We start from the raw sequence: 21955 nt of genomic DNA on the forward strand, positions 1-21955 counted from the left end.
CGGCTGACAGCGCGCCCGACAATGCGGCTGTCCCACCGCGCGTCGCAAGGCCGGCTGCGCCATAGCCCGCCACCGCCATGCCGCCTGCGGCAAGGCCGGTGCCGACGGCTGCACCGGCGCCAAGCTGCGGTCCACCCGCTACAAGGCCGTTGGCAATGCCGGGACCGAAGATGCCGAGGCCCAGCAGCGACAGCGCCGCCAGCACAATTGCCATGGCCTGGTCGATCGTGGGGCTCTCCGCGCCGAAGCCTTGGGTGAATTCGCCGAAGAGCGTCGACCCGATGCCGATGACGACGGCAAGCACCAGAACCTTGATGCCGGACGAGATGACGTTGCCGAGCACGCGCTCGGCCATGAAGGCAGTCTTGCCGAAGAGGCCGAAGGGGATCAGCACGAAGCCGGCCAGCGTCGCCAGCTTGAACTCGATCAGCGTCACAAAGAGCTGCACCGCCAGGATGAAGAAGGCGAGCAGGACGAGCGCCCAGGCAAAGAGCAGGCAAGCGATCTGGATGAAGTTTTCAAAGAAGGAGACATAGCCCATCAAACCGGAGATCGCCTCGAGCAATGGCCGTCCCGCGTCGAGGCCGGTTTGCGCCACCTTGCCGGGGTGCAGCAGATCCTGCGCCGAGAAACCGGTTCCACTCGCCTTCAGGCCGAGACCGGAAAAACTCTCGAAGACGATCTGGGCGAGACCGTTCCAGTTGGAAATCAGATAGGCGAAGACACCGACGAAAAGCGTCTTCTTGACGAGCCGGGCGAGGATGTCGTCATCGGCGCCCCAGCTCCAGAAGAGCGCGGCGAGCGTCACGTCGATGACGATCAGCGTGGTGGCGACGAAGGCGACCTCACCGCCGAGCAGGCCGAAACCACTGTCGATGTAGCGGGTGAAAGTGGCCAGGAATTGGTCGATGACACCGGTATTGCCCATAGCTATCGCACCTCGTGCAGGGCAGCATCTGGCGCGGTCGGCTCGTCTGTCGAACGCCCCGATGGCTCTTGGAGACCGAGGAAGCGATCGCGCTGTTCGGCCCATAGCCGCGCGCATCCATCGTCACGCAGGGCAGCCTCGCCAAGGAGCTGGCAACGGCGCAGACCTTCGCGAAGCGGGTTCGGCATCAAGCCTGCGATTGTACGCGCGCCCTCGCCCGCCGGATCGTCCTCTTTTCGGCTCGTACCGAGCGCGGCTGCCGTTAAAGCGGCCGCGACAAGGATGACAGCCACCGTGCGAGCGAGCGTTTTGCCGTCCATGGCCATCGAGCTCAGCGGTTGAACATCTGGACCGAGCCGGCCTCGTAGCCCGAGCCGGGAGTGAGGAAGCGGCGGCGTTGCTCGCGGCCCTGATCGACCGCGGCGGCACGCTCGGCCGCGGTCAGAGCCTGGGCGCGGCCGTTGGCGGCGACCACAGCGGTCAGGTCAGCGAGCTGTTGCCCCTGGAGCGCAAGCAGCTGATTGCCAGCTTGGGCCGCCTGCAGCGCACCGGTCGCCGATTGGCTGGCGCCGACCAGCTCCGACATCTGCGCGCGGCCGGTCTCGATATTTCCAACCACGCCGGCCTGGACGCGCATGGCATCCTGAAGACCGTCCACCGTGTTTTGCCAGCGCGAGCGCGCGTCCGTGACGAGTTGCTGGTCGGATGCAGAGAGCGAGATGCTGCCATATTGCTGCTGAAACGCCTTGTCGATCTGCTGGACGTCGAAGGCGATGTTTTGTGCTTGCCCGAGAAGCTGCTGCGTGCGTTGCACCGACTGCTGCAACTGCTGCAGCGAGGACAAGGGCAGGCTGGCCAGGTTGCGCGCCTGGTTGATCAGCATCTGCGCCTGGTTCTGAAGCGAGGTGACCTGGTTCGTGATCTGCTGCAGCGAACGCGCGGCCGTCAGAACATTCTGGGAGTAGTTCGATGGATCAAATACGATGAGGGCATGCGCTGGCGTAATCATCATCGGCGAGAGGGCGACTGGCGCGGCAAGTACTGCTGCCACCAGAAGAAGGGCGCGCGGACGGCTTTGACGAGCAGTCATGATTTGGGTTCCTTTCCAGGTTCAGAGGCGGTGAGATTTGCAATGAGATCGGCGGCCCAGCCGACATTGCGGGCGCGCAGCCAGGCCGCCAGGAAGCCATCGCGGCCATGCTCGGCGACGATGCTGCTGATCAGGGCCTGATCGCTCTTGGAGGACGCGGCGCAAAGTGCCAGCCCAATATCGGACAGGCCGAGCTCGAAGAGACGGTTGCCGCGACGGGACTGGCAGTAGTAATCGCACTTGGGCGTCGCTCGTGCCAAGATTTCGATTTGGCGGTCGTTCAGGCCGAAGCGTCGATAGATGGCGGTGATCTGCGGCTCGATCGCGCGCTCATTGGGCAGCAGAAGCCGGGTTGGACAGCTTTCGATAATGGCGGGCGCAATAGTCGAATTGTCGATATCGGCCAGCGACTGGGTGGCGAAGACGACGCTGGCGTTCTTCTTGCGCAGCGTCTTCAGCCACTCGCGCAACTGCCCGGCAAACCCCTCGTCGTCGAGGGCAAGCCAGCCCTCGTCGATGATGAGCAGTGTCGGACGACCGTCGAGCCGGTCGCCGATGCGATGGAACAGATAGGACAGGACGGCCGGCGCGGCCTGCGTGCCTACCAGTCCTTCGATCTCGAACGCCTGCACGGATGCCTGGCCGAGATGTTCGGCCTCGGCGTCGAGCAATCGGCCATGAGCGCCACCGACACAGTATGGGCGCAATGCCTGTTTCAGCTCATTGGCTTGCAAGAGCACGCTGAGCCCGGTGAGCGTGCGCTCCTCGACGGGCGCCGAGGCAAGCGACGTCAGCGCGGCCCAGATATGCTCCTTTGCGTCCGGGGTGATCTGGATGCCCTCGCGCGTCAGGAGCGCGACGATCCAGTCAGCCGCCCAGGCGCGCTCATACGTGTCATGAACCCGCGCGAGCGGCTGCAGCGAAACGGAGGCCTCCAGGCCTTCGGTGAGATGTCCCCCGAGGTCGTGCCAGTCGCCGCGCATGGCGAGCGCCGCGGCGCGGATCGAGCCGCCGAAGTCGAAGGCGAAGATCTGAGGATTGTGGTAGCGGCAAAACTGCAGCGCCATCAAGGCCAGCAGCACCGACTTGCCGGCCCCGGTGGGGCCGACGACCAGCGTGTGACCGACATCGCCGACATGCAGGACCAGCCGGAACGGGGTCGAGCCTTCCGTCTTGCCATAGAGCAAGGCAGGACCGACCAGATGTTCGTCCCGTTCTGGCCCCGCCCACACCGCAGACAGCGGCATCATGTGGGCGAGATTGAGCGTTGAGATGGGAGGCTGACGGACATTGGCGTAGGCGTGCCCAGGCAAGGAACCGAGCCAGGCATCGATGGCATTGACGGTCTCTGCAATCGCCGTGAAGTCGCGGCCCTGGATGACCTTTTCGACGAGCCGCAATTTCTCATCGGCCACATGGGGGTCTGAATCCCATACGGCGACGGTCGCGGTGACGTAAGCCATGCCTGCCATATCGGCGCCGAGCTCCTGCAATGCCGTGTCGGCGTCGGCAGCCTTGTTGGCGGCGTCGGTGTCGAGGAGGGCCGACGCTTCGTTGGTCATCACCTCCTTGAGGATCGAGGCGATGCTCTTGCGCTTGGCAAACCACTGCCGCCTTATCCTGGTCAACAGGCGGACAGCGTCGATCTTGTCGAGCAGGATCGCGCGGGTCGACCAGCGGTAGGGGAAAGCCAGCCTGTTGAGGTCATCGAGCAGGCCCGGTGTCGTGGCGGTCGGGAAGCCGACAATCGAGAGCACGCGAAGATGCTTGTCGCCAAGTCGCGGCGCGAGGCCGCCGGCGAGCGGCTCGTCGGCGAGCAGCGCATCGAGATAGATCGGCGTCTCCGGGACGCGCACCTTATGGCGTTTGGTCGAGACCGTGGAGTGCAGGTAGGTCAGCGTGTCTTCATCGTCGAGCCAGTGGCATTCCGGCATGAACCCGTCGAGCAGCGACAGCACGCGTTCAGTGCGATCGACAAAAGCGCGCACGATCTCGCCCTGATCCGCGCCCGACTTTTCGCGACCCTCATAAAGCCACCCCTCGGCGCGCTTGGCCTCTTCGGGCGGCGGCAGAAACAGGAATGTGAGAAAGTAGCTCGATACGAAATGAACCCCCTCCTCGTCGAAATCGGCTTTGCGCTCGGCATCGATGAGATGGGAGGCAGCATTGGGAAACTGGCTCTCGGGATAGGAGGCGGCTTCGTGCCGCTGCGCTTCGACGAAAACGCTCCAGCCCGAGCCGAGGCGACGAAAGGCATTGTTGATGCGCGACGCCACCGCGACAAGCTCTGCCGCGACGGCGGAGTCGAGATCGGGCCCGCGAAACCTCGCGGTGCGCTGAAAACTTCCATCCTTGTTGAGCACGACGCCCGGCGCCACAAGTGCGGCCCAAGGCAGGTAGTCGGCAAGGCGAGCAGCGGTCCGGCGGTATTCGGCAAGGTTCATCATGGCCGCGCCCTCAAACCGACAGGTGCCCGGGCAGCCGCAGGTGCCTGCGTCCAACCTCGAAAAACAGCGGGTCGCGCCTGGCGGCCCATACCGCCGCGGCATGTCCGATTGCCCAGATGAGGAGACCGGCAAGCCACAGCCGCAGCCCGAGACCGACCGCGCCCGCCAGCGTGCCATTCAGGATCGCGATTCCGCGCGGCGCGCCGCCGAGCAGGATCTGCTCGGTCAGCGCACGGTGGACAGGCACTGTCCACCCCGGCACCGCGTCGAGTTGTTCGAAAGCGGCCGCCATCAGATCAAGGCCCCGCCGCCGAACGAGAAGAACGACAGAAAGAAACTCGACGCCGCAAAGGCGATCGAAAGACCAAAAACGATCTGGATCAGACGCCTGAAGCCGCCGGAACTGTCGCCGAAGGCCAGCGTCAGGCCGGTGACGATGATGATGATCACGGCAATGATCTTGGAGACTGGTCCCTCGACCGACTGCAGGATCTTTTCGAGCGGCTGTTCCCACGGCATCGAGGAGCCCGACGCGTGGGCGACCGGAACGGCCACGAGATTAAAGGCAATGGCGACGACGGCCGCGGCCAGGCCGGCGCGGCAGCGCGAAAGCAGGCGGATCATGAAGTTTCTCCTGTGTTGATCGGGGTGGCTTCGGCAATGCGGTAATCGCCGTCGGCGCCGAGACCCTCGACCCTGACCAGTTCGACAAGCCGCCGCGCGTTGCCGCGTCCGGCAAGCACAGCGACAAGGCCGATCGTGTCGGCGATCAACGCACGCGGGACAGTGACGACGGCTTCCTGGATAAGCTGCTCAAGACGGCGCAGGGCGCCGATACCGGAGCCGGCATGAAGGGTGCCTATGCCGCCAGGGTGGCCGGTGCCCCATGCCTTCAAAAGTTCCAGGGCTTCGGCGCCGCGCACCTCGCCGATGGGGATGCGGTCGGGCCGCAGGCGCAAAGACGAACGAACCAGGTCGGAAAGCGTGGCGACGCCGTCCTTGGTGCGCATTGCGACAAGGTTGGGCGCGGCGCATTGCAGTTCACGGGTGTCCTCGATGAGGACGATCCGGTCCGTCCCCTTCGCCACTTCGGCAAGCAGCGCGTTGGTGAGCGTCGTCTTGCCCGTCGATGTGCCGCCGGCGACGAGGATGTTGGCGCGGACGGCAACCGCGGCGCGCAATATCGCGGCCTGGCCGGCCGACATTGTGCCCGCCCCGATATAGTCGTCGAGCGTGAACACGGCGACGGCGGGCTTGCGGATCGCGAAGGCCGGCGCGGCCACTACGGGCGGCAACAAGCCCTCGAAACGCTCGCCGGTCTGCGGCAACTCGGCCGAGACGCGGGGGGCACGGGAATGGACCTCGGCGCCGACATGATGGGCGACCAGGCGCACAATGCGCTCGGCGGCGGCCGGCGCCAGCACTTCCCCGGTATCGGCCAGACCGTCCGAAAGCCGATCGACCCAGATGCGGCCGTCCGGATTGAGCATGACCTCGACGATCGCGGGATCATCGAGAAACCGGGCGATGGCGGACCCAAGCGCGGTGCGCAGCATGCGCGAGCTGCGCGTGCGTCCTTCGGTATCGTTCTGCGAGATAGCCATTCTGTCCCCGTTGTGCCGGGAACGTGTCGAACCACCCCCGGTATGGGACGATCAAAAGAGCCTTGGAGCAGTCCGGTTCAACGGGTTTCAGCGGCCATCGTAACGTAGCGTAAAATTACCGGCCTGCGGCGGCGCCGACGGTCGTCGCGCTCCAGGCCGACCTGTTGCCGCCTTCGCCGTATGCATCAATTATGAACTTTCGCAATACTGTGTCCATGTTTATTGACAGACAACTCTCGCGGGGTTTATGAGAGGCCATCGATGGCCTCTGCGTACAGGCGATCGTTCTGTCCACCGCGCGGAGAATGCGATGAGGTCCGGTCCGGAGGGTGCGATTTCTCGGCGCAAAGCCGCCTGCCTGAGGCACGCCGAAACGATACTGACATCGTCGACGTCCCTTTCAGCAAAGATCGGTGGCACCTCGTGAACATGTTCGAGATCTGGCTGGGCATTCTGCAGGNGTCGACGTCCCTTTCAGCAAAGATCGGTGGCACCTCGTGAACATGTTCGAGATCTGGCTGGGCATTCTGCAGGGGCTGGGCATCACCCTGGAGGTCACGGCCTATGGCCTGGTCTTTGCGATACCGTTCGCGCTCGTCTTCGGCGTCGCGCAGTTCCTGACCACCGGCATGACCCGCTTCCTGGTCACCGCCGTGATTGAATTCTGGCGCAGCTCCGCGGTGGTCATCCTGCTCTTCGTCTTTTACTACGTGCTGCCGGTGATGGGGGTCACCCTATCGGCGCTCACCGTCAGTGCATTGGTTCTCGGCCTCAACACCGGGGGCTACGCCAGTCAGGCGGTGCGCGCCGGACTGCAATCTGTTCCCGCCGGCCAACGCGAGGCGGCCATGGCGCTCGGCCTCTCGCGCCCTGCGATCCTGTTTCTGATCGAACTGCCACAGGCGCTGGTCGCCATGAGCCCGACCTTCGTCAACAATCTTATCCAGCTCGTCAAGGCGACGTCCCTCGTCTCGATGGTGACGCTGACGGACATGACCTTCCGGGCCAAGGAAATCGCGCAGACCGAGTACAACCCAGTCGCGATCTATTCGGCACTGCTGCTGGCCTTCTTCGCCGTCTGCTATCCGATCGCACTCGCGGGCCGCTGGCTCGAGGCGCGGGTCAATCCTGAAAGAGGAACGCCGCGTGGGATTTGACCTCGATTTCGCCCTCTCGACCATCCCGACCATTATCGGAGCGATCGGGGCGACCCTGCTGGCAACGGTGTTGAGTTGCCTCGGCGCTTCGGCGCTCGGTTTCACTTTCGAGATGATCCGACGCGGCGGCGGCGCGCCTGGTCTCGCCGTCCGCTTCCTGATCGACTTCATCCGCTCGACGCCGATTCTGGCCTGGCTCTATTTCCTGTATTTCGTCCTGCCCTTCTACGGCATCCGGCTTGGCGCCATGACGGTCGGCATATTGGGGCTGAGCCTGTATTACAGCGGCTATCTGGCGGAGGTGTTCAAAGCGGGCATCGACGCGATCCCGAAGGGCCAGCAGGAAGCAGCCAGAGCCTTGTCGCTCGGCCGCCGCGATACGGTCGTTTTCATTATCGCGCCGCAAATGCTGCGCAACATCGCCGCACCGTTGGGCAACTATCTCGTTTCGATCCTCAAGGCCACGCCCTATCTCGCGATCCTGGCGGTACCCGAAATGCTCGGCCGCGCCTTCGATATCGCGTCTGAAACCTATCGATACGCGGAGCCGCTAAGCGTCGCCGGCATTCTGTTTCTCGCCTTGGCGCTGATCATTGCTTATGGCGTAAAACGCATCGAGCAGCGCCTGCTTGCATCCGGGCGTCGCTGATGCTCGCTCAAGCCCCGCTTCCAGTCTTTGCCGTTCCAACCACGGCGCATGTGCGGGTCGATGGCCTCAACAAATGGTTTGGTGCCCTGCACGTCTTGAAAGACATTGATCTGACGATCCGCGCGGGCGCACGCATCGTCGTCTGCGGGCCTTCCGGCTCGGGCAAATCGACGCTGATCCGCTGCATCAACGGCCTCGAGCCTTTTCAAAAGGGCACGATCCAACTCGACGGGATAGCAATGGGAAGAAATACCCGGGACACGGCGATGGCGTGCCGGCTGACGGGCATGGTGTTCCAGAGTTTCAACCTCTTTCCGCATCTCACCGTGCTTGCCAACTGCACGTTGGCGCTGCGACGGGTTCTCCTGAAACCAGCAAGGGAGGCCGAAGAGATCGCCATGCAGCATCTGACGGCGGTGCGCATCCCCGAAAAAGCGCAAGCCTACCCGGCCCAGCTCTCGGGCGGTCAACAACAAAGGGTGGCGATCGCGCGTGCGCTTTGCCTCAATCCCCGTATCATGCTGTTCGACGAACCCACTTCGGCGCTCGACCCGGAAATGATCAAGGAAGTCCTCGACGTCATGATTGCGCTCGCGAAAACCGGCATGACCATGGTCTGCGTGACGCATGAGATGGGTTTTGCACGCGAAATCGCCGATGAGATCGTTTTCATGGACGACGGCCGCATCATCGAGCGCGCCTCTTCCGAAACGTTTTTCTCAGCCGCCGCTCACCCACGCGCGCGGCTGTTCCTGGACACCATCCTGAGCCATTGAGAGGAGACGCGTGTCGACCAGCGTGCCGGCAACACCGCTTCGGGACGCTGCACGGATGGCAGATCACCAGTCCGGCGCGAAGGCATACCCTGCCGAGCGGACCGTTCGGATCACATCGCTTCCCACGGACGCCCGAAGCCTTTTGCGTAACCTGGCTATATGGACGTCGACGCCCCGCACATCGGTTGCGGCGGCATGTTCAGGCCATGCCGTCGCGACAAGCTCCTCGCGGCTCAAGACCTTCCCAGGCTGCGCCAACAGGCAGCGCAAAAGCTTGAACTCGATCGGTGGCATCACGATCTCTTTTTGCTTGAAGAATGTCCGGTGGGTCTGCCGCTCCAGCCGGAAATCGCCCTGCACCAGCTTGCCCGAGTCCGTTTCGCGTGAAAGCTTCGCGACACCCGCCTTGCCGTGCAGCCATGTCAGCAGCTGCTCGGGCGCGAACGGCCGGGAAAATATTTCGTCGACGCCAGCCTTGATCAAGTCCAGATGCAGCCTGCCGGAGCGCGGGGCAACCAGGCTCGCGACCGGCGTCGCTTTGGTTGCGGCGTTGGACTTCAACCAGCTGCACTGCTTGACGATTGCACTGTCCCCCGGACGGCAGTCCATGATTATGGCAAGCGGGGCTGTCGCCGCGATGGCACGTGCGATTTCCCGGTCTCCCGTGATCAGCTGGGTTTCGAAGCCGGCTACCGAAAGTATGTGGCCGAAGACCAGGAAAAAATCCGGGTCCTTCGAGGCGATCAGGACCAGCGGCTTCATGAGCCCATCAACCGATTTCGACACCATCATAGGGCTGACTACCGCGCAAATGGCCGCGATGACAATACACCCTGACGATCCACCCCTCGCGGGCTTCCCGCAAGTGCGTGATGATGAGCCTAGATGTTGTCGGCAAGTATGACGCCGCTGATGCCGTAAGCGCTGCGCGTCTGCTCGACAGCCTCGGGCGTGAGGTCGATCAGCAACGCGATGATATCGCCGTCGGGATGTTCGAGAACGTCACCGAGTTCGGTCAGCGTCCAGCCGAGCGCGCGCAGCCGTTTTGGCCAGAATGTCTCGCACACCACACTGATCTGTCGAATCCCCAGACGTTGGGCGACCTCGAGCAGACCGCAAAGAACCAGGCCGGCGACCGGCGACGGGCTGCCGTGCGTGCGAAGCGATGGAACGACGAAGAAACGCGTCCATTCGAAAATTTCAGCCGCTCTGGGAGGCCTGCCGCCGGCCAGAACCGGGAACACTTCGCTCATGAGGTGCGGCTGCAGCGTCGGCACGAGACGGGAGCCGCCTACGATCTTGCCGTTGATATCGAGCGCCAGAACATAAAGCGCATGCTCGTTGTCGAAGGCGTCGATCTCGATGTTGATGGGCCGTGCGACGGCGCGCCATTTCCTCTGCTTGACGTAAATCTCGTAGCGTATCCGAAAGTAGCGCTCCAGAACTTTCCTGTAGTGCTTCCTGTTGTCCCAAGTGACCAGATGTATACGAACCATGACGCCTCCAGGCGGAGGGTCGTAGGAAAACGGACTTGCCGTACGTATGACGGTATTCAGGTATTGCTAAATCTGGATTTCCTGCCGTCGCAGCGCCTTGGCGATGGCATGCGCGACATTGATCGCATCGAGCTTTGCTCGAATGTTGCGCTGATGACTTTCAACCGTGTTCCTGGTGACACCGAGGATACAAGCGATGTCATCGGTGGATTTGCCTTGCGCGCTCCACTCCAGGAGTTCGCGCTCGCGCGCCGTCAAGGGCGTGGGCGCTTCGCCATCGCCGGGTGTTCCCAGCCCTGAGAGGCTGCGAAAGGTATGAACGCAAAGCGTCTCGACAAAGGGCATGGCGCCTGGCGGCACTTCCATTCGCTCACTCGCCATCGTGACGACGCCCGGCCCGGCCAATGGGACATGAATTGGGACGCAGATACCTTCTTTCATCCCGAACTCGGCCGCCTCGTCCATCACCAGCTTCGCGCGTGCAACCAGCCTTGCGGCCGGCAGCTCGGCCCATCGGAAAGGCTCTGGCGAGTGCCGGCACTGGGCGACGCAAGGATCGTGCAAAAAATACTCCTCGCTGACATAGCGACGATGCCATTCAGGAGACCAGCCATCAGCAAGGATCTCGCGTCGCCAGTCCGCATCGTGCGGTACGGGCAGTCCCGTGATCAGAAAATTGCGCAGTCCATAGCGCGCCATCGCCGCGCAAAACTCTTGGAGGATTGCATCAGCCGACCGCGCAGTATCGATCTTGGTGATCGCCGCAAAAAGGTCGGTAACAGTTTCGTTCTCCATTGGAAGACCTCGACCACAGTCAGGTCCTACCCCGAAGAACAACCTATGGCTGTAAACGACACCTTCAATGGGGCATGCCTCGAATGTACACTAAAGGAGTCAATCACGTATCACAAAGACGAGATAAGTGAAAATCAGGTCAGCACGGGATTGTGGAAGTCTGGCTTCAATCGGTCGACTTTGGAGCGACCTGTTTCGTCACCCGAATAGCTCGCTTACTTGCCGGGTTTGCTGAAACCAGCTCTTGCGGTTCGACATTCAACGCCTTGGCCAGAATTTCGACTGTATCCAGCGTGGCGTTGCGCCGCCCGGCTTCGACGCTGCTGATATAGGCGCGAGTGCGGCCCGAAACGAAAGACAACTGCTCCTGAGAGAGTTTTCGCTCTCTGCGAAGCCGCTGCACGTTCAGGCCAAAAACGCCGCGAAGTTTCATCCAACAACGGATGCTACGACGCGCACTATGGTGCGACACACTATAGTGCACATTCCGCATTGACAGCCGTGCTGCGGGCTGTTGAAACAACAACCGAATTCATCGTTTCCTGAATAGGGAATAGCCATGGCGAGCCGGCCGTTTCGCGACCTTGCACCCAACGTGTCAGCGCGTCTCGCGGGCGAGCAAAAGCAAGCTGGCATGGACGCAGGTCGCGTCCTGGGGTTCGTCTGCATCCGATGCGGCGCTTCCTCCCCTGCCGACACCACCATCGACTCCCGGGGATGCGTGCGCTGCCAAGACACCGCGCCGGCAAATCTTGCGCCCGTCTATGCGGCCCCGCACCTCCATCCGTTTGAGGGCGCCGCCAGTTCGCGCTCGCTGTGGCGTTTTGCGCATATGCTGCCTTGCACGGAAGCCGAGGCGGTGAGCCTTGGCGAGGGTCTGACACCTTTGCTTGCCGCGCCGCGCATCGGCGCGTTTCTGGGCGTGCCGGACCTTGCAATCAAGGACGAAGGCCGAAACCCGACCTGGTCGCACAAGGACCGCTTCTCGACGATCGCGGTCAGCGTGGCGCGCGCACATGGCGCGAAGATCGTCGCGACCGCCTCATCGGGAAACGCCGGCGCTTCGCTAGCGGCCTACGCCGCTCGAGCGGGTCTCAAATGCGTCGTCACCACTTTCGCGGGGTCGGCCGGCGCGATGCTGGCGCAGATCCGAAAATATGGCGCGACGGTCCTGCCGCTGGTCAGCAAAATGGACCGTTGGTCGCTGCTTGAACAGGCGGCTGCTCGTTACGACTGGTTCATCGCCTCGCCCTATCACGGTCCGGTCGTCGGCAGCCATCCACTCGGCATTGAGGGCTATAAGACGATCGCCTATGAGATCGTCGAGCAATCGAACGGCACGGCGCCAGACTGGTGCGTCCTGCCGGTCTGCTATGGCGATGCCTTGTCCGGCGTGTGGGCCGGCTTTTGCGAGCTGTTCGCGGCAGGATCGATCACACGCTTGCCTCGGCTCGTCGCAGCGGAGGTGCATGGGTCGTTGGCGCAGGCTCTTGCCAGTGGCGCCGATGCCTTGAGTGAACGCAAGATGCTCTTCGACAGCCTGGCCGTATCGATCGGCACGCCACGCAGCACCTTTCAGGCTCTAAAGGCGCTGCGCGAATCCGGCGGGCACGCCGTCCCCGTCAGCAATCACGGCCTGATCGCGATGCAGGAGCGTCTTGCGCGGGACGAAGGGATCTTTGCCGAACTAGCGTCGGTCACGCCGCTGATGGCGATATCGACATTGAAGGAACAAGGTGTCATCGCGGCCTCAGACCGTGTCGTGGCCGTCGTGACAGCCAGCGGTCTCAAGGACCTCGATCGGTCCGCCGGATCGAACGAACACGACCAGGTCTTCCAGACGACGGACGATGCCTGGCGCTGGCTCGACAAAGGCGGACTGGATCTCGCTTCATAGATTCTCCGCCGCGCCAACGGCCGGTGGCACATCGCTTGCTTCGCGCGTTTTCAGCACATCGTCAAGACTGCGACGCAGCCAAAGAAAGCGCGTCCATTGTGTCTCCGCGGCCGGTGCGATGGTCGTCAGCGTCCTTGGCTCGGACAGTTCCTTGCAGGGCCAGCCAGGCAGAGCCGCAAGCCAGTCGTCACTGTAGACAGTCTCGGCATGGCGATGGCCTTCGTCAGGCATGATGACCGCCACTTGCGCATCCGGAAGGGTCGCTGCAATCCATTGCGCCACCAACGCGGCGGCGCCGCTGGTCGGTCCCATGAAGAGGCCGTGCTGGCGCAGCAAACGGTGCGCGCTCTTATACGCAGGGTAGGCGCCAACCCAATGGATCTCGTCTACAAGCTCATGCCTGACGTTTTTCGGCAGTACGCTGTTGCCCAATCCCCGCAGCATGCGTTTGCCGACGGGCTGCCCGAACAAAATGCTGCGATGGGTATCGACGGCAAACACCGTCAGATGCGGAAAGACCGTTCGCAAAAAGGTCGCGGTGCCGCATAGCGAGCCGCCCGTGCCGACGCAGCCGACCAGGCAGTCCACCTTGCCCATGGCGCGGATGAAGAGCTCCGCCAGCCGCGCATAGGCAAGCCAATTGCCCGGACTGTCGTATTGGCGGGTCCAGAAGCCATCCGGCTCGTTGGCCAGGATTTCCTGGAGGCGCTCCAGCCGGCCCGGCTGGTTGCCATCGCCGCGAGGATCGTCAAGGGCGATGACCGTCGCGCCGATGCGCTCCAGGCGGGCTTTGTATTTGGCATCGATCAGCGTTGAAGCGGTGACCAGCGTCAGGCGATAGCCACGCGCCGCCGCCAGCAGCGCCACCGCCATTCCAAATGTGCCGGAAGTCGTCTCGACGATGTGGGAGCCCGCCTTCAGTTCGCCATTCGACGCTGCCCGATCCAGGATGTAGCGGGCCGGCATCAGCTTCATCAGCGGGAAAGCAGCGGCCACGAGATTGGGCGCCAGCAGAGCAAGGCGCGGCGTCTCGAGATCCCTGAAATAATCGACGTCGAAGGTCACCATGGCCAGCCCTCCGCATTGACCAGATGGACCTCGACATCCCTGAAGCCGGCACGCCGTATCTGCTGAGCCACCAGAGCTGCCCGGCGCTTGAGGTTCGGGGTGAAAAGATCGAAAATCAGGCCGAACAGGGAACCGCTATGGGCGACTTGCACTCCACACGCCCCGGCTCGCCTGGCAATGTCGGCGATCTCGTCGAAGCCCTGTTTTGGCAAGTGCCGCTGACTGATCACCGCGCTGGCCGAGGCGGCACGTCCGAGAAGATAGGGATCCTGAAGGCGCACCGCCCGCGCCACCAGCGCCCGAAGCACGCCGAATTCCTGGATTTCGGCACTGTCGTAGCGCGCGGGCGGCAGCAGCAATGTGTCGACTGGAGCGCCGCCATTTGCCTTGAACCCGACCAGGAGCAGCGGCGGCAGGGAGCCTCCGAAATTCTCGATCACCTTGCCTTCGCGTTGGGCGAAGAGCACTGCGTGCTCATCGAAGGCGATCGCGTCGCTGGCGCGCTCGGCGGCAACGGCCAGACGCCCGATGCTCGACGGTCGCAGCTGGACGTTGACGGCTGCGGCGACAGCGCGAATGGAAGCGACGACGTCAGCCGTCGATGAGCCGTAGCCGTGCCCGACAGGGATTGAGCTTTGAAGTGTCAGCTCGCCGCCGCCAGCGACGCTCAGGAAATCGAGGGTGAGGCGCGCGGCTGTCGCCGCCTTGACCTTGTGATCGGGGCGGACAACGACCGCATCGCCGTCGCTCCTGGCAAAGCTCGCCTGCGATCTCAAGCCGGCAATCGGCAGCGTCACGAGTCCGCGATGAAGGCGCCCGTCATGATCCTTGAAGACGCCCTGGATGAGCTCGCCGTGATGCGCCATCGCCCTCGCTGTCCCCACCGGCGACCGCAGCGTTTCACCGCTCATGAGATCGCCGGCCTCAGTCATTTTCATCTTCCCCAGGGCTTTCTCGCCATGCGGCAAGATGGCGCCGACGATCGGCAGCCGCCCTCAAGGAATTCCGGTATTGACGGCCGATGACGAACGCGCCGGCCCCGAGGCGGTGCTGGCGGGTCGTCAGGCGGCGGAGCCGAGGTGTCGCAGCGGCCGGCCGGCCGAGACCGACTGCACTGCTGCCATGATGCCTTGCGCATCGATCCCGTAATGCCGGTAGAGATCCGCGATCGTGCCGGTCTGGCCGAAATGCTCGACGCCGAGGGCGCGCGTGCGGTGGCCATGGACCGATCCCAGCCAGGCGAGCGTCGCGGGGTGCCCGTCCAGCACCGTGACGATGGCGCATGAGGCCGGGAGGCCAGCCAGCAGGCGCTCGACATGGCTGGTGGCGTGCGGATGGCCATACTGGCGCGCCCGCGCCGCCGCAGACCAGCCGGCGTTCAGCCGATCGGCCGAGGTCACGGCCAGAAGCCCGACATCGCGCCGGTCACCCGCCATCAGCCCCAATGCCTGCACCGCCTCCGGCGCGACAGCTCCCGAATAGGCGATCACCACAGCGGCATTCGGCCCGGGCTTGCGCAACCAGTAGGCGCCGTCGACGATGTCGCGCGCCAGCGGATCCTCCATCTGGCGAGACGGTTGTTCGACCAATCGCGTTGAGAGCCTGAGGTAGACCGAACCTCCAGTGCGATCGCGGAGCCATGTCTGGTCGTCGGGCTCCCCCTCGCCGCAGCGCTGCATGTAGTCGAACGCCCAATGCAGGATGACTGCCAGCTCGTCGACATAGGCCGGCTCGAATGCCGCCAGGCCGTCCTGCGCCATGCCGATCAGCGGCGTGGCGATCGACTGATGCGCTCCGCCTTCGGGCGCCAGCGTCACGCCGGAAGGCGTCGCCGCCAGGATGAAGCGCGCATCCTGATAGCAGGCATAGTTGAGCGCATCGAGGCCACGCTCGATGAAAGGATCGTAGAGCGTTCCGACCGGAAGCAGGCGCTCGCCGTGAAGCGAATGCGACAGACCCAGCGCCGACAGCATTGTGAAGAGGTTCATCTCCGAGATGCCAAGTTCGAAATGCTGACCCGACGGCGAGAACGTCCAGTTGAAGGTAGAGGGAATGCGTTCTTCACGAAAAATGTCCGCCTGGTCGCCGCGCGCGAACAGACCCCGCCTGTTTACCCAGGCGCCGAGATTGGTCGAGACGGTCACGTCCGGAGACGTGGTGACGACACGCTTTGCAAAATCGCTGTCTGACTTGGCGATCTCGTGCATCAAAAGGCCGAAGCCCTGCTGTGATGACATCGAGGCCTGTGCGCTCCAGGCGATCTGCGCCGGCACGGGTATGGCTGGGGCTTTATGGCGACGGGTGGCTGCCTGCGCGAAAGGCGACGACGCCAGATAGGACCGGATCGCGGCCTCATCATATGCAAGGCCCTCGAACCTCTCCCATTCACGCCCGGCGCGGACACCCATGCCTTGCCGCAGTGCGTCGACTTGCGCCGGCGTCATCAATCCGGCGTGATTGTCTTTATGGCCAGCCAGCGGCAGGCCGAAGCCCTTGATCGTATAGGCGATGAAGCAGGTCGGACGATCATGCCCGCGCGCTTCCTCAAAGGCATCGATGATGCTCGCCAGATCATGGCCGCCGAGATTTGCCATCAAGGCGGCAAGGTCTTCGTCGCTGCGCTTCTCGATCAGGCGGCTGACCGGTCCCTGATCACCAAGGTCGTCCAGAAGACGCCGGCGCCATGCGGCGCCGCCCTGGAAGGTGAGCGCGGAATAGAGCTGATTGGGGCATGCATCAATCCAGGACCGCAGCTTTTCTCCGCCCTCTTCCTCGAAGGCCGCCTGTTGCAATGTCCCATGTTTCAGGATCACCACATCCCAGCCGAAGTTGCGAAAGATGGCTTCGAAGCGCTGCCACAGGCCTTCGCGCACCACCGCATCCAGGCTCTGCCTGTTGTAGTCGACGACCCACCAGGTGTTGCGCAGGCCGTGCTTCCAGCCTTCGAGAAGAGCCTCGAAGATATTGCCTTCATCCATCTCCGCGTCGCCGAGAAGGGCGATCATCCGGCCTTCCGGCTGGTCCGCATTCCAGCCTTTTGCCCTGACATAGTCCTGGACCAGCGAGGAGAACAGGGTCTGCGCCACGCCCAGTCCGACCGACCCGGTCGAGAAATCGACATCGTCGACATCCTTGGTTCGTGACGGGTAGGACTGCGCGCCGCGATAGCCGCGAAAATTTTGCAGCTGCTTAAGCGTCTGCCTGCCGAACAGATACTGGATGGCATGGAAGACCGGGCTGGCATGCGGCTTGACGGCAACGCGGTCATCAGGCCTGAGGATCTGGAAGTAGAGCGCCGTCATCAAGGTCGAGGCGGACGCCGACGACGCCTGATGGCCGCCGACCTTGAGGCCGTCCTCGGACCCACGAAGGTGATTGGCATGATGGATCATCCAGACAGCCAGCCACAGAACCTTGCGTTCGAGCTCGGAAAGGATCGTCATCGTCGGCTCCCGTGAAATCGCGGTTCAACGATAACGGCCAAGGTCTCTCAAAAGTGGCTATTCTTGCGCAAGTTTATCAATGATATTGGCTGATTCAGCCAACAATGACGCCCAGACGAGGGAAACGTGCCAAATCCGACGCTCGATGCAATTGACCTCAAAATCATCGCCGCGCTGCAGAAGAACGCAAAGGCGACGACGAACGACCTCGCTGAAGCCGTCGGTCTTTCGCCTTCACCTTGCGCCCGGCGTGTGAGGCTCCTGGAGAGCGCCGGCGTCATCAAAGGTTACACCGTGGTCCTCGACCAGAAGAAGCTCGGCCTGCCGATCAGCGCTTTCGCGTCGATCAAGCTTGAACGGCAACGCGAGGACGATCTCGACCGCTTCTCCCAGGCGGTGCTGCGCTGGCCGGAGGTTGTCGACTGCTATCTGATGACAGGTCAGCGCGATTACCTGATGCGCATCGTGGTGCGCGACCTGGAGGCTTACGAGCGGTTCATCAAGGACAAGCTGACGCGGCTGGACAACATCGCTTCGATTGAAAGCAGCTTCGCGCTCGGCCAGGTCAAGCGCTCGGAAGTCTTGCCTGTGTAGGCGCCCGCTTGTTCGACATCGGTTCAAGCGTCAGCGGCGGAAGCGAGCTTGGGGGACCGCGTAACCCGATCGCAATCACGTAGAGCATGTATCTCCTCGACGGGCAGGCCTGATCCACTCACCACTTCATCCGCAATATTTCGTCTATATTTTGTATATATACATTGACGAAAGCTCGCATCCAACCGTAGCGTTGAGCGGCTGAGGCGGGACGCCTTCGCGCAACTCAAACTCATGGGAGGAACCCCCGATGAAATTTCGAACCCGATCGGCCGTGATTGGCCTGGCCTGCATCGCCTATGCCGCGCTTGTTGGATCTGTGCTGCCGGCAACGGCACAGACCACGAAAGACCGCGTCTTGAAGGAAGGGCGGATCGTCATCGGCATCCACAACCGCTCGCCATGGGGCTACAAGAAGGAGGGGACCGGCGAGCTGCTCGGCTGGCATCCGGATCTTCTCAGGGCTGCCTTTGCCGATCTCGGCATCAAGCAGGTCGACTTCGAGGTCACCGAATTCGGCGCCTTGATCCCGGGCCTGATGGCCGGCCGTTTCGATGCCGTTGCATCGGGCCTGTCGATCACGCCGGAGCGATGTCAGCAAGTCGCCTTCGGTGCTCCCGACCTGAGGACGGACGACGCAGCGATCGTGCTCGCCGGCAACCCCAAGGCGATCCACAGCTACGCGGATCTTGCCAAGAAATCCGACGCCATCATGGGCGGCGGCCGCGGCAGCAACGTCATCAAGAATGCTATCACCGAAGGTGTCCCGGAGGACCGCATCCTGCAGTTCCCCGACATCGAAACCAACATCGCCGCCCTGCGCGCCGGCCGCACCGACGCGGCTCTGTTCTCTTCCCCGACGGTGATCGGGCTGCTTGCCGGCAAGAAAAGCCCCGATCTGGAGCGCGCCAGCCCGTTCACGACGGACGATAAGTCGATCAGCTACATCGCGATCGCGTTCAGGAAGGACGATGGCGATCTGCGCGACCTCTACAATCAAGGTCTGGCGAAAATCATGTCGAATGGCACGATCGCCACCATCATGGCGAAGTACGGATTTGGCCCCACGGAGAACGTGCCGCCGGGATTGACGACGTCGCAATTGTGCGGAGCCGCCAACTGAACGCCATCAGCAACAGAACCCAGCTGGCATCGCCAGCGCGGGCGGCGCCGCGCTAGCGCGCGGCCCGCGGCGCGGACCGCCCTCCCCCAGATGCGGCGTCGTCATCATGGCCGAATCGGGCGCTTCGGATCGGACAGGAATGCCGCGACGCCGCCAAGGTCTTGTCCGGTCCGGCGTAGAGCACATGCAGGATCGCACCGACCAGCAGCGCGTGGCTCGTGTTTTCCCAATGGTTGCGCCTGTCAAGCGGGCCTTCGGGATCGAACAGGATGTCGGCGATGTTTTTTACGTCGCGAACCTCCCATTCCCCACGCCGAACATCGAGAAAGCAGACGCTCGTATCGCTTAAGAACCTTGATCCTCGCCGAGGGGCAATGAATCGCGAATGAACAAGGATACATTGTTTTCAGGACGCGTCTCGTCGTAGCCGTCCGGCATCTAAGGTTCCGCATCCCAGGTGTAGATGCCAGTTAGGTTGCCAACTGAGCGGCGAGATGTGCTTCAACAAACTATCAGAAATGTCTCCGCTCGTTTCAGCTGGGGCGCCAAGACCGCTGCCAGCTGATGCGTCGGGATCATACGCGATCGCTATAAACGTGATCGCGTATATCTCCATTTTATACGCGACTCCGTATATTGAAAATTAATACGCGACCGCGTATATTACGGGCGTGGAGACCCAACATGACAGACCAGATCGCTCGCAACGAGAAACAACTCGGAGCTATTCTGCGCCGCGCCCGCAAGAACGCCGGGCTCACGCAAGGCTCGCTCGGCAACCAGATCCACCTGCGCCAGGGTACGGTCTCCCGCCTTGAGGCCGGCGAGCCCGCGATGCAACTCCGCACCTTGATGAGCGCCCTCTCCGCCCTCGACCTGGAACTCGTCGTGCGCGCGCGCAGCAAAGGCAGCTCTGCTGATATTGAGGATCTGTTCTGATGGCACGGCGTCCGGCTCACATCCCCCTGAACGTCTTCCTGAACGCGCGCCTGGTGGGCGTCCTGCGCAGGGAATCGACGGGCGCCATCGACTTCCAATACGCCCGCGAATGGCTGGACTGGCGCGGCTCCTTCCCGATCTCACTCTCGCTTCCTCTACGGGAAGACCGCCATATCGGCACGCCGGTGACCAACGTCTTCGACAACCTGCTTCCGGACAATGACGCCATGCGCAGGCGTGTTGCCGAACGCGTCGGCGCCGACGGCACCGACGCCTACAGCATGCTGGCTGTGCTCGGCCATGATTGCGTCGGCGCGTTGCAATTCCTGCCCGATGGCATGGATCCAGGCCCTCCCGGCAGTGTCGAAGGCAAGCCGGTCAGCAACGAGGACGTCGCCGGAATAATCGCGAACCTTGCCGCCGCTCCGCTAGGCCTCGGCGAGGATGAGGACTTTCGCATCTCTATTGCCGGCGCGCAGGAAAAGACCGCACTGCTGCGCAAGGACGGAGGCTGGTTCAAACCGATCGGCACGGCAGCGACCACCCATATCCTGAAGCCGCAGATCGGTCGGCTGCCGAACGGCATCGATCTCTCCAACAGCGTCGAGAATGAGTATCTGTGCCTTAAGCTGCTACAAGCGTTTGGCGTTCCCGCCGCCCAGGCGCAGATCGCTGATTTCGGCGAGCGCCGCACGCTGATCGTAGAACGCTTCGACCGGCTGTGGGCCCGCGATGGCCGCCTTCTGCGCCTGCCGCAGGAGGATATCTGTCAAGCGCTGTCGGTGCCGCCGACGCGCAAATACCAGTCGGATGGCGGTCCCGGCATGCGAGAGATTATCGACCTCTTGAAGGGCAGCGATACGCCTGATGAAGACATCGCCACCTTCTTGCGCACCTGCATCCTGTTCTGGCTGATTGGCGCGACCGAAGGCCACGCCAAGAATTTCAGCATTTTTCTCAGCCCTGGCGGACGATTCCGCATGACGCCCCTTTACGACGTGCTGACCGCGCAGCCCAGCCTTGATACCAGACAGATTCCGCGCAAAAAATTCAAGTTGGCAATGTCGGTGGGCAAGAACAGGCACTATTCGATACCTGACATCATGCCAGGCCATTTCCTGCAGACCGCTGACATTGCCGGTGTGGGTAGCCCTGTCATGCGCAGAATTTTCGATGACATTGCTGAAAACGTGGAGAAGCAGGCCGACGAGGTGATCATGTCGCTGCCCCGCGGCTTTCCCGAGCAGCTGGTCGACGCAGTCAAGTCAGCTATCGGCAAGAGGGCGGCTCTCCTAGCCGACAGCAAGGCTGATGCCGTCGATTGATCAAGATGCCACGAACCCGCTGCCGGGACTTGCTCGCCCATCCTGTTGCCGTGCTGATCATCATCGTCGTCATCGGTCCAACAGACAATGTCATCGCGTACCGCAGAGGCGTCGCATATCGCCATCATGATGATGAACATGGCCATCACGCTCCGAGCAGCCGTTGGCCTGCAATCCGTCAGGGTGGGTTTTCGCTGTTGTCCATCGGATTGATATCCTCGGAAATCTCCTGTCGCAGTTTCGGTCCCTTCGCCAGGCGCTTGCCCAGGGCGGTGACGAAGGCGTCGTAGCGTTCGGCCGCCTTGGCGCGCGCGGCCTGGGCGGCGGGCTCGGGCAACGCCGGCGTTGTCGCCAGCCAAAAGCGGACGAAGACCGCCAGTGTCTCGACCGCGATGGCGATATCGCGCTCCTGCCTGGCCAGGCGTCGATCGACCTGATCGAGGCGTTTGGCGATAGCGGCCTCGCGACGTTCATCGCCGTCCGGCGACAGGAAGGAAGCCAATGCTGCTTCTGCAATCATGGATTGGGATTGACCGCGCCGTGCCGCATAGTCGCCAAGCATCGTCATGATGGCCTGATCGAGATAAACGGATATCTGCGCCTTCTTTTTGCGAGCCATCACGG

At 62.8% G+C, this 21955-nt stretch carries 23 protein-coding genes and 1 pseudogene; 8 read left to right on the forward strand and 16 right to left on the reverse strand.

The genetic code is table 11. From position 1 onward, the window contains the following. The 7 genes from trbL to trbB form a co-directional block, all read right to left on the reverse strand. The coding region (trbL, locus tag X743_RS149115) for a P-type conjugative transfer protein TrbL (RefSeq protein ID WP_023767030.1) at window positions 1-928 on the reverse strand (928 nt) is incomplete at its 3' end. Between the two features lie 2 nt (window positions 929-930). Next, window positions 931-1248 carry a putative entry exclusion protein TrbK-alt gene (gene trbK-alt / locus X743_RS149110; protein WP_023767031.1) on the reverse strand — a complete coding sequence of 106 codons (318 nt, stop codon included), beginning with the start codon at window positions 1246-1248 and terminating at the stop codon, window positions 931-933. Between the two features lie 11 nt (window positions 1249-1259). Next, on the reverse strand, window positions 1260-2018 hold the full coding sequence (trbJ, locus tag X743_RS149105) for a P-type conjugative transfer protein TrbJ (protein WP_023767032.1): 759 nt from the start codon (window positions 2016-2018) through the stop codon (window positions 1260-1262). Beyond that, window positions 2015-4465: a conjugal transfer protein TrbE gene (trbE, locus tag X743_RS149100; RefSeq protein ID WP_023767033.1), complete on the reverse strand. Its 2451-nt coding sequence runs from the start codon at window positions 4463-4465 to the stop codon at window positions 2015-2017. Before trbE ends, trbJ begins: the two co-directional genes overlap by 4 nt. A gap of 10 nt (window positions 4466-4475) precedes the next feature. Then, a complete protein-coding gene (locus X743_RS149095; protein ID WP_023767034.1) occupies window positions 4476-4757 on the reverse strand; it encodes a VirB3 family type IV secretion system protein in 282 nt (93 codons plus the stop codon). Further along, entirely contained in the window at window positions 4757-5089 is a 333-nt protein-coding gene (locus X743_RS149090; RefSeq protein ID WP_023767035.1) for a TrbC/VirB2 family protein, read from the reverse strand. The genes X743_RS149095 and X743_RS149090 overlap by 1 nt, the downstream gene beginning before the upstream one ends. Then, the gene (trbB, locus tag X743_RS149085) at window positions 5086-6069 is read right to left on the reverse strand and encodes a P-type conjugative transfer ATPase TrbB (RefSeq protein WP_023767036.1); all 984 of its coding nucleotides are present in this window, start codon (window positions 6067-6069) and stop codon (window positions 5086-5088) included. The genes X743_RS149090 and trbB overlap by 4 nt, the downstream gene beginning before the upstream one ends. A gap of 503 nt (window positions 6070-6572) precedes the next feature. Between trbB and X743_RS149080 the strand changes: the two genes are divergently transcribed. Genes X743_RS149080 through X743_RS149070 form a run of 3 tightly spaced genes read left to right on the forward strand, consistent with a single transcriptional unit; the run spans window position 6573 to window position 8651 of the window. Further along, window positions 6573-7226, forward strand: coding sequence for an amino acid ABC transporter permease (locus X743_RS149080; RefSeq protein ID WP_031257949.1), 654 nt, complete (start codon window positions 6573-6575; stop codon window positions 7224-7226). Next, entirely contained in the window at window positions 7216-7875 is a 660-nt protein-coding gene (locus tag X743_RS149075; RefSeq protein WP_023767038.1) for an ABC transporter permease subunit, read from the forward strand. The genes X743_RS149080 and X743_RS149075 overlap by 11 nt, the downstream gene beginning before the upstream one ends. After that, window positions 7875-8651: an amino acid ABC transporter ATP-binding protein gene (locus tag X743_RS149070; protein ID WP_023767039.1), complete on the forward strand. Its 777-nt coding sequence runs from the start codon at window positions 7875-7877 to the stop codon at window positions 8649-8651. The genes X743_RS149075 and X743_RS149070 overlap by 1 nt, the downstream gene beginning before the upstream one ends. Before the next feature lie 63 nt (window positions 8652-8714). Here the strand turns inward: X743_RS149070 and X743_RS149065 are convergent, their stop codons facing one another. The 4 genes from X743_RS149065 to X743_RS149050 all read right to left on the reverse strand — a co-directional run bounded on the left by X743_RS149065 (window position 8715) and on the right by X743_RS149050 (window position 11375). After that, complete coding sequence (locus X743_RS149065; protein ID WP_245264265.1) at window positions 8715-9212, reverse strand: response regulator transcription factor; 498 nt, start codon at window positions 9210-9212, stop codon at window positions 8715-8717. A gap of 320 nt (window positions 9213-9532) precedes the next feature. Then, window positions 9533-10147, reverse strand: coding sequence for an acyl-homoserine-lactone synthase (locus X743_RS149060; protein WP_023767041.1), 615 nt, complete (start codon window positions 10145-10147; stop codon window positions 9533-9535). A 66-nt stretch (window positions 10148-10213) separates the two neighbouring features. Further along, window positions 10214-10942, reverse strand: a complete 729-nt coding sequence (locus tag X743_RS149055; protein ID WP_023767042.1) for a LuxR family transcriptional regulator — start codon at window positions 10940-10942, stop codon at window positions 10214-10216. Between the two features lie 166 nt (window positions 10943-11108). Then, window positions 11109-11375: a helix-turn-helix transcriptional regulator gene (locus X743_RS149050; protein ID WP_023767043.1), complete on the reverse strand. Its 267-nt coding sequence runs from the start codon at window positions 11373-11375 to the stop codon at window positions 11109-11111. 201 nt (window positions 11376-11576) lie between these two features. Here X743_RS149050 and X743_RS149045 point away from each other — a divergent pair, with 201 nt between their 5' ends. After that, entirely contained in the window at window positions 11577-12839 is a 1263-nt protein-coding gene (locus X743_RS149045; protein WP_023767044.1) for a threonine synthase, read from the forward strand. Here the strand turns inward: X743_RS149045 and X743_RS149040 are convergent. From X743_RS149040 to X743_RS149030, 3 genes are all read right to left on the reverse strand, one after another. Continuing rightward, on the reverse strand, window positions 12834-13907 hold the full coding sequence (locus X743_RS149040) for a PLP-dependent cysteine synthase family protein (RefSeq protein WP_031257951.1): 1074 nt from the start codon (window positions 13905-13907) through the stop codon (window positions 12834-12836). The two genes, X743_RS149045 and X743_RS149040, sit on opposite strands and share 6 nt — an antisense overlap. Continuing rightward, window positions 13901-14845, reverse strand: a complete 945-nt coding sequence (locus tag X743_RS149035) for a kinase (protein ID WP_031257952.1) — start codon at window positions 14843-14845, stop codon at window positions 13901-13903. Before X743_RS149035 ends, X743_RS149040 begins: the two co-directional genes overlap by 7 nt. A gap of 123 nt (window positions 14846-14968) precedes the next feature. Continuing rightward, window positions 14969-17350, reverse strand: a complete 2382-nt coding sequence (locus X743_RS149030) for a transketolase (protein ID WP_023767047.1) — start codon at window positions 17348-17350, stop codon at window positions 14969-14971. 126 nt (window positions 17351-17476) lie between these two features. Here X743_RS149030 and X743_RS149025 point away from each other — a divergent pair, with 126 nt between their 5' ends. Beyond that, window positions 17477-17944 (forward strand): Lrp/AsnC family transcriptional regulator, encoded by a 468-nt coding sequence (locus X743_RS149025; protein WP_023767048.1) that lies wholly within the window; start codon window positions 17477-17479, stop codon window positions 17942-17944. Window positions 17945-18194: 250 nt separating this feature from the next. Further along, window positions 18195-19067, forward strand: a complete 873-nt coding sequence (gene ehuB, locus X743_RS149020) for an ectoine/hydroxyectoine ABC transporter substrate-binding protein EhuB (RefSeq protein ID WP_023767049.1) — start codon at window positions 18195-18197, stop codon at window positions 19065-19067. 72 nt (window positions 19068-19139) lie between these two features. Here ehuB and X743_RS1000000173485 read toward each other — a convergent pair. Then, window positions 19140-19392, reverse strand: a pseudogene (locus tag X743_RS1000000173485) (type IV secretory system conjugative DNA transfer family protein); the annotation flags it as partial. Between the two features lie 359 nt (window positions 19393-19751). On the opposite strand from X743_RS1000000173485, the gene X743_RS149010 reads away from it, so the two are divergent. Both X743_RS149010 and X743_RS149005 read left to right on the forward strand, forming a co-directional pair. Then, window positions 19752-20006, forward strand: coding sequence for a helix-turn-helix domain-containing protein (locus X743_RS149010; protein ID WP_023767051.1), 255 nt, complete (start codon window positions 19752-19754; stop codon window positions 20004-20006). After that, window positions 20006-21331 (forward strand): type II toxin-antitoxin system HipA family toxin, encoded by a 1326-nt coding sequence (locus X743_RS149005; RefSeq protein WP_023767052.1) that lies wholly within the window; start codon window positions 20006-20008, stop codon window positions 21329-21331. Before X743_RS149010 ends, X743_RS149005 begins: the two co-directional genes overlap by 1 nt. A 178-nt stretch (window positions 21332-21509) precedes the next feature. On the opposite strand, the gene X743_RS149000 is transcribed toward X743_RS149005, so the two are convergent. Continuing rightward, window positions 21510-21953 (reverse strand): hypothetical protein, encoded by a 444-nt coding sequence (locus tag X743_RS149000; protein WP_023767053.1) that lies wholly within the window; start codon window positions 21951-21953, stop codon window positions 21510-21512. Window positions 21954-21955: the final 2 nt, after the last annotated feature.

The sequence above is a fragment of the Mesorhizobium sp. LNHC232B00 genome, assembly GCF_000502435.1.
Taxonomy (GTDB): domain Bacteria; phylum Pseudomonadota; class Alphaproteobacteria; order Rhizobiales; family Rhizobiaceae; genus Mesorhizobium; species Mesorhizobium opportunistum.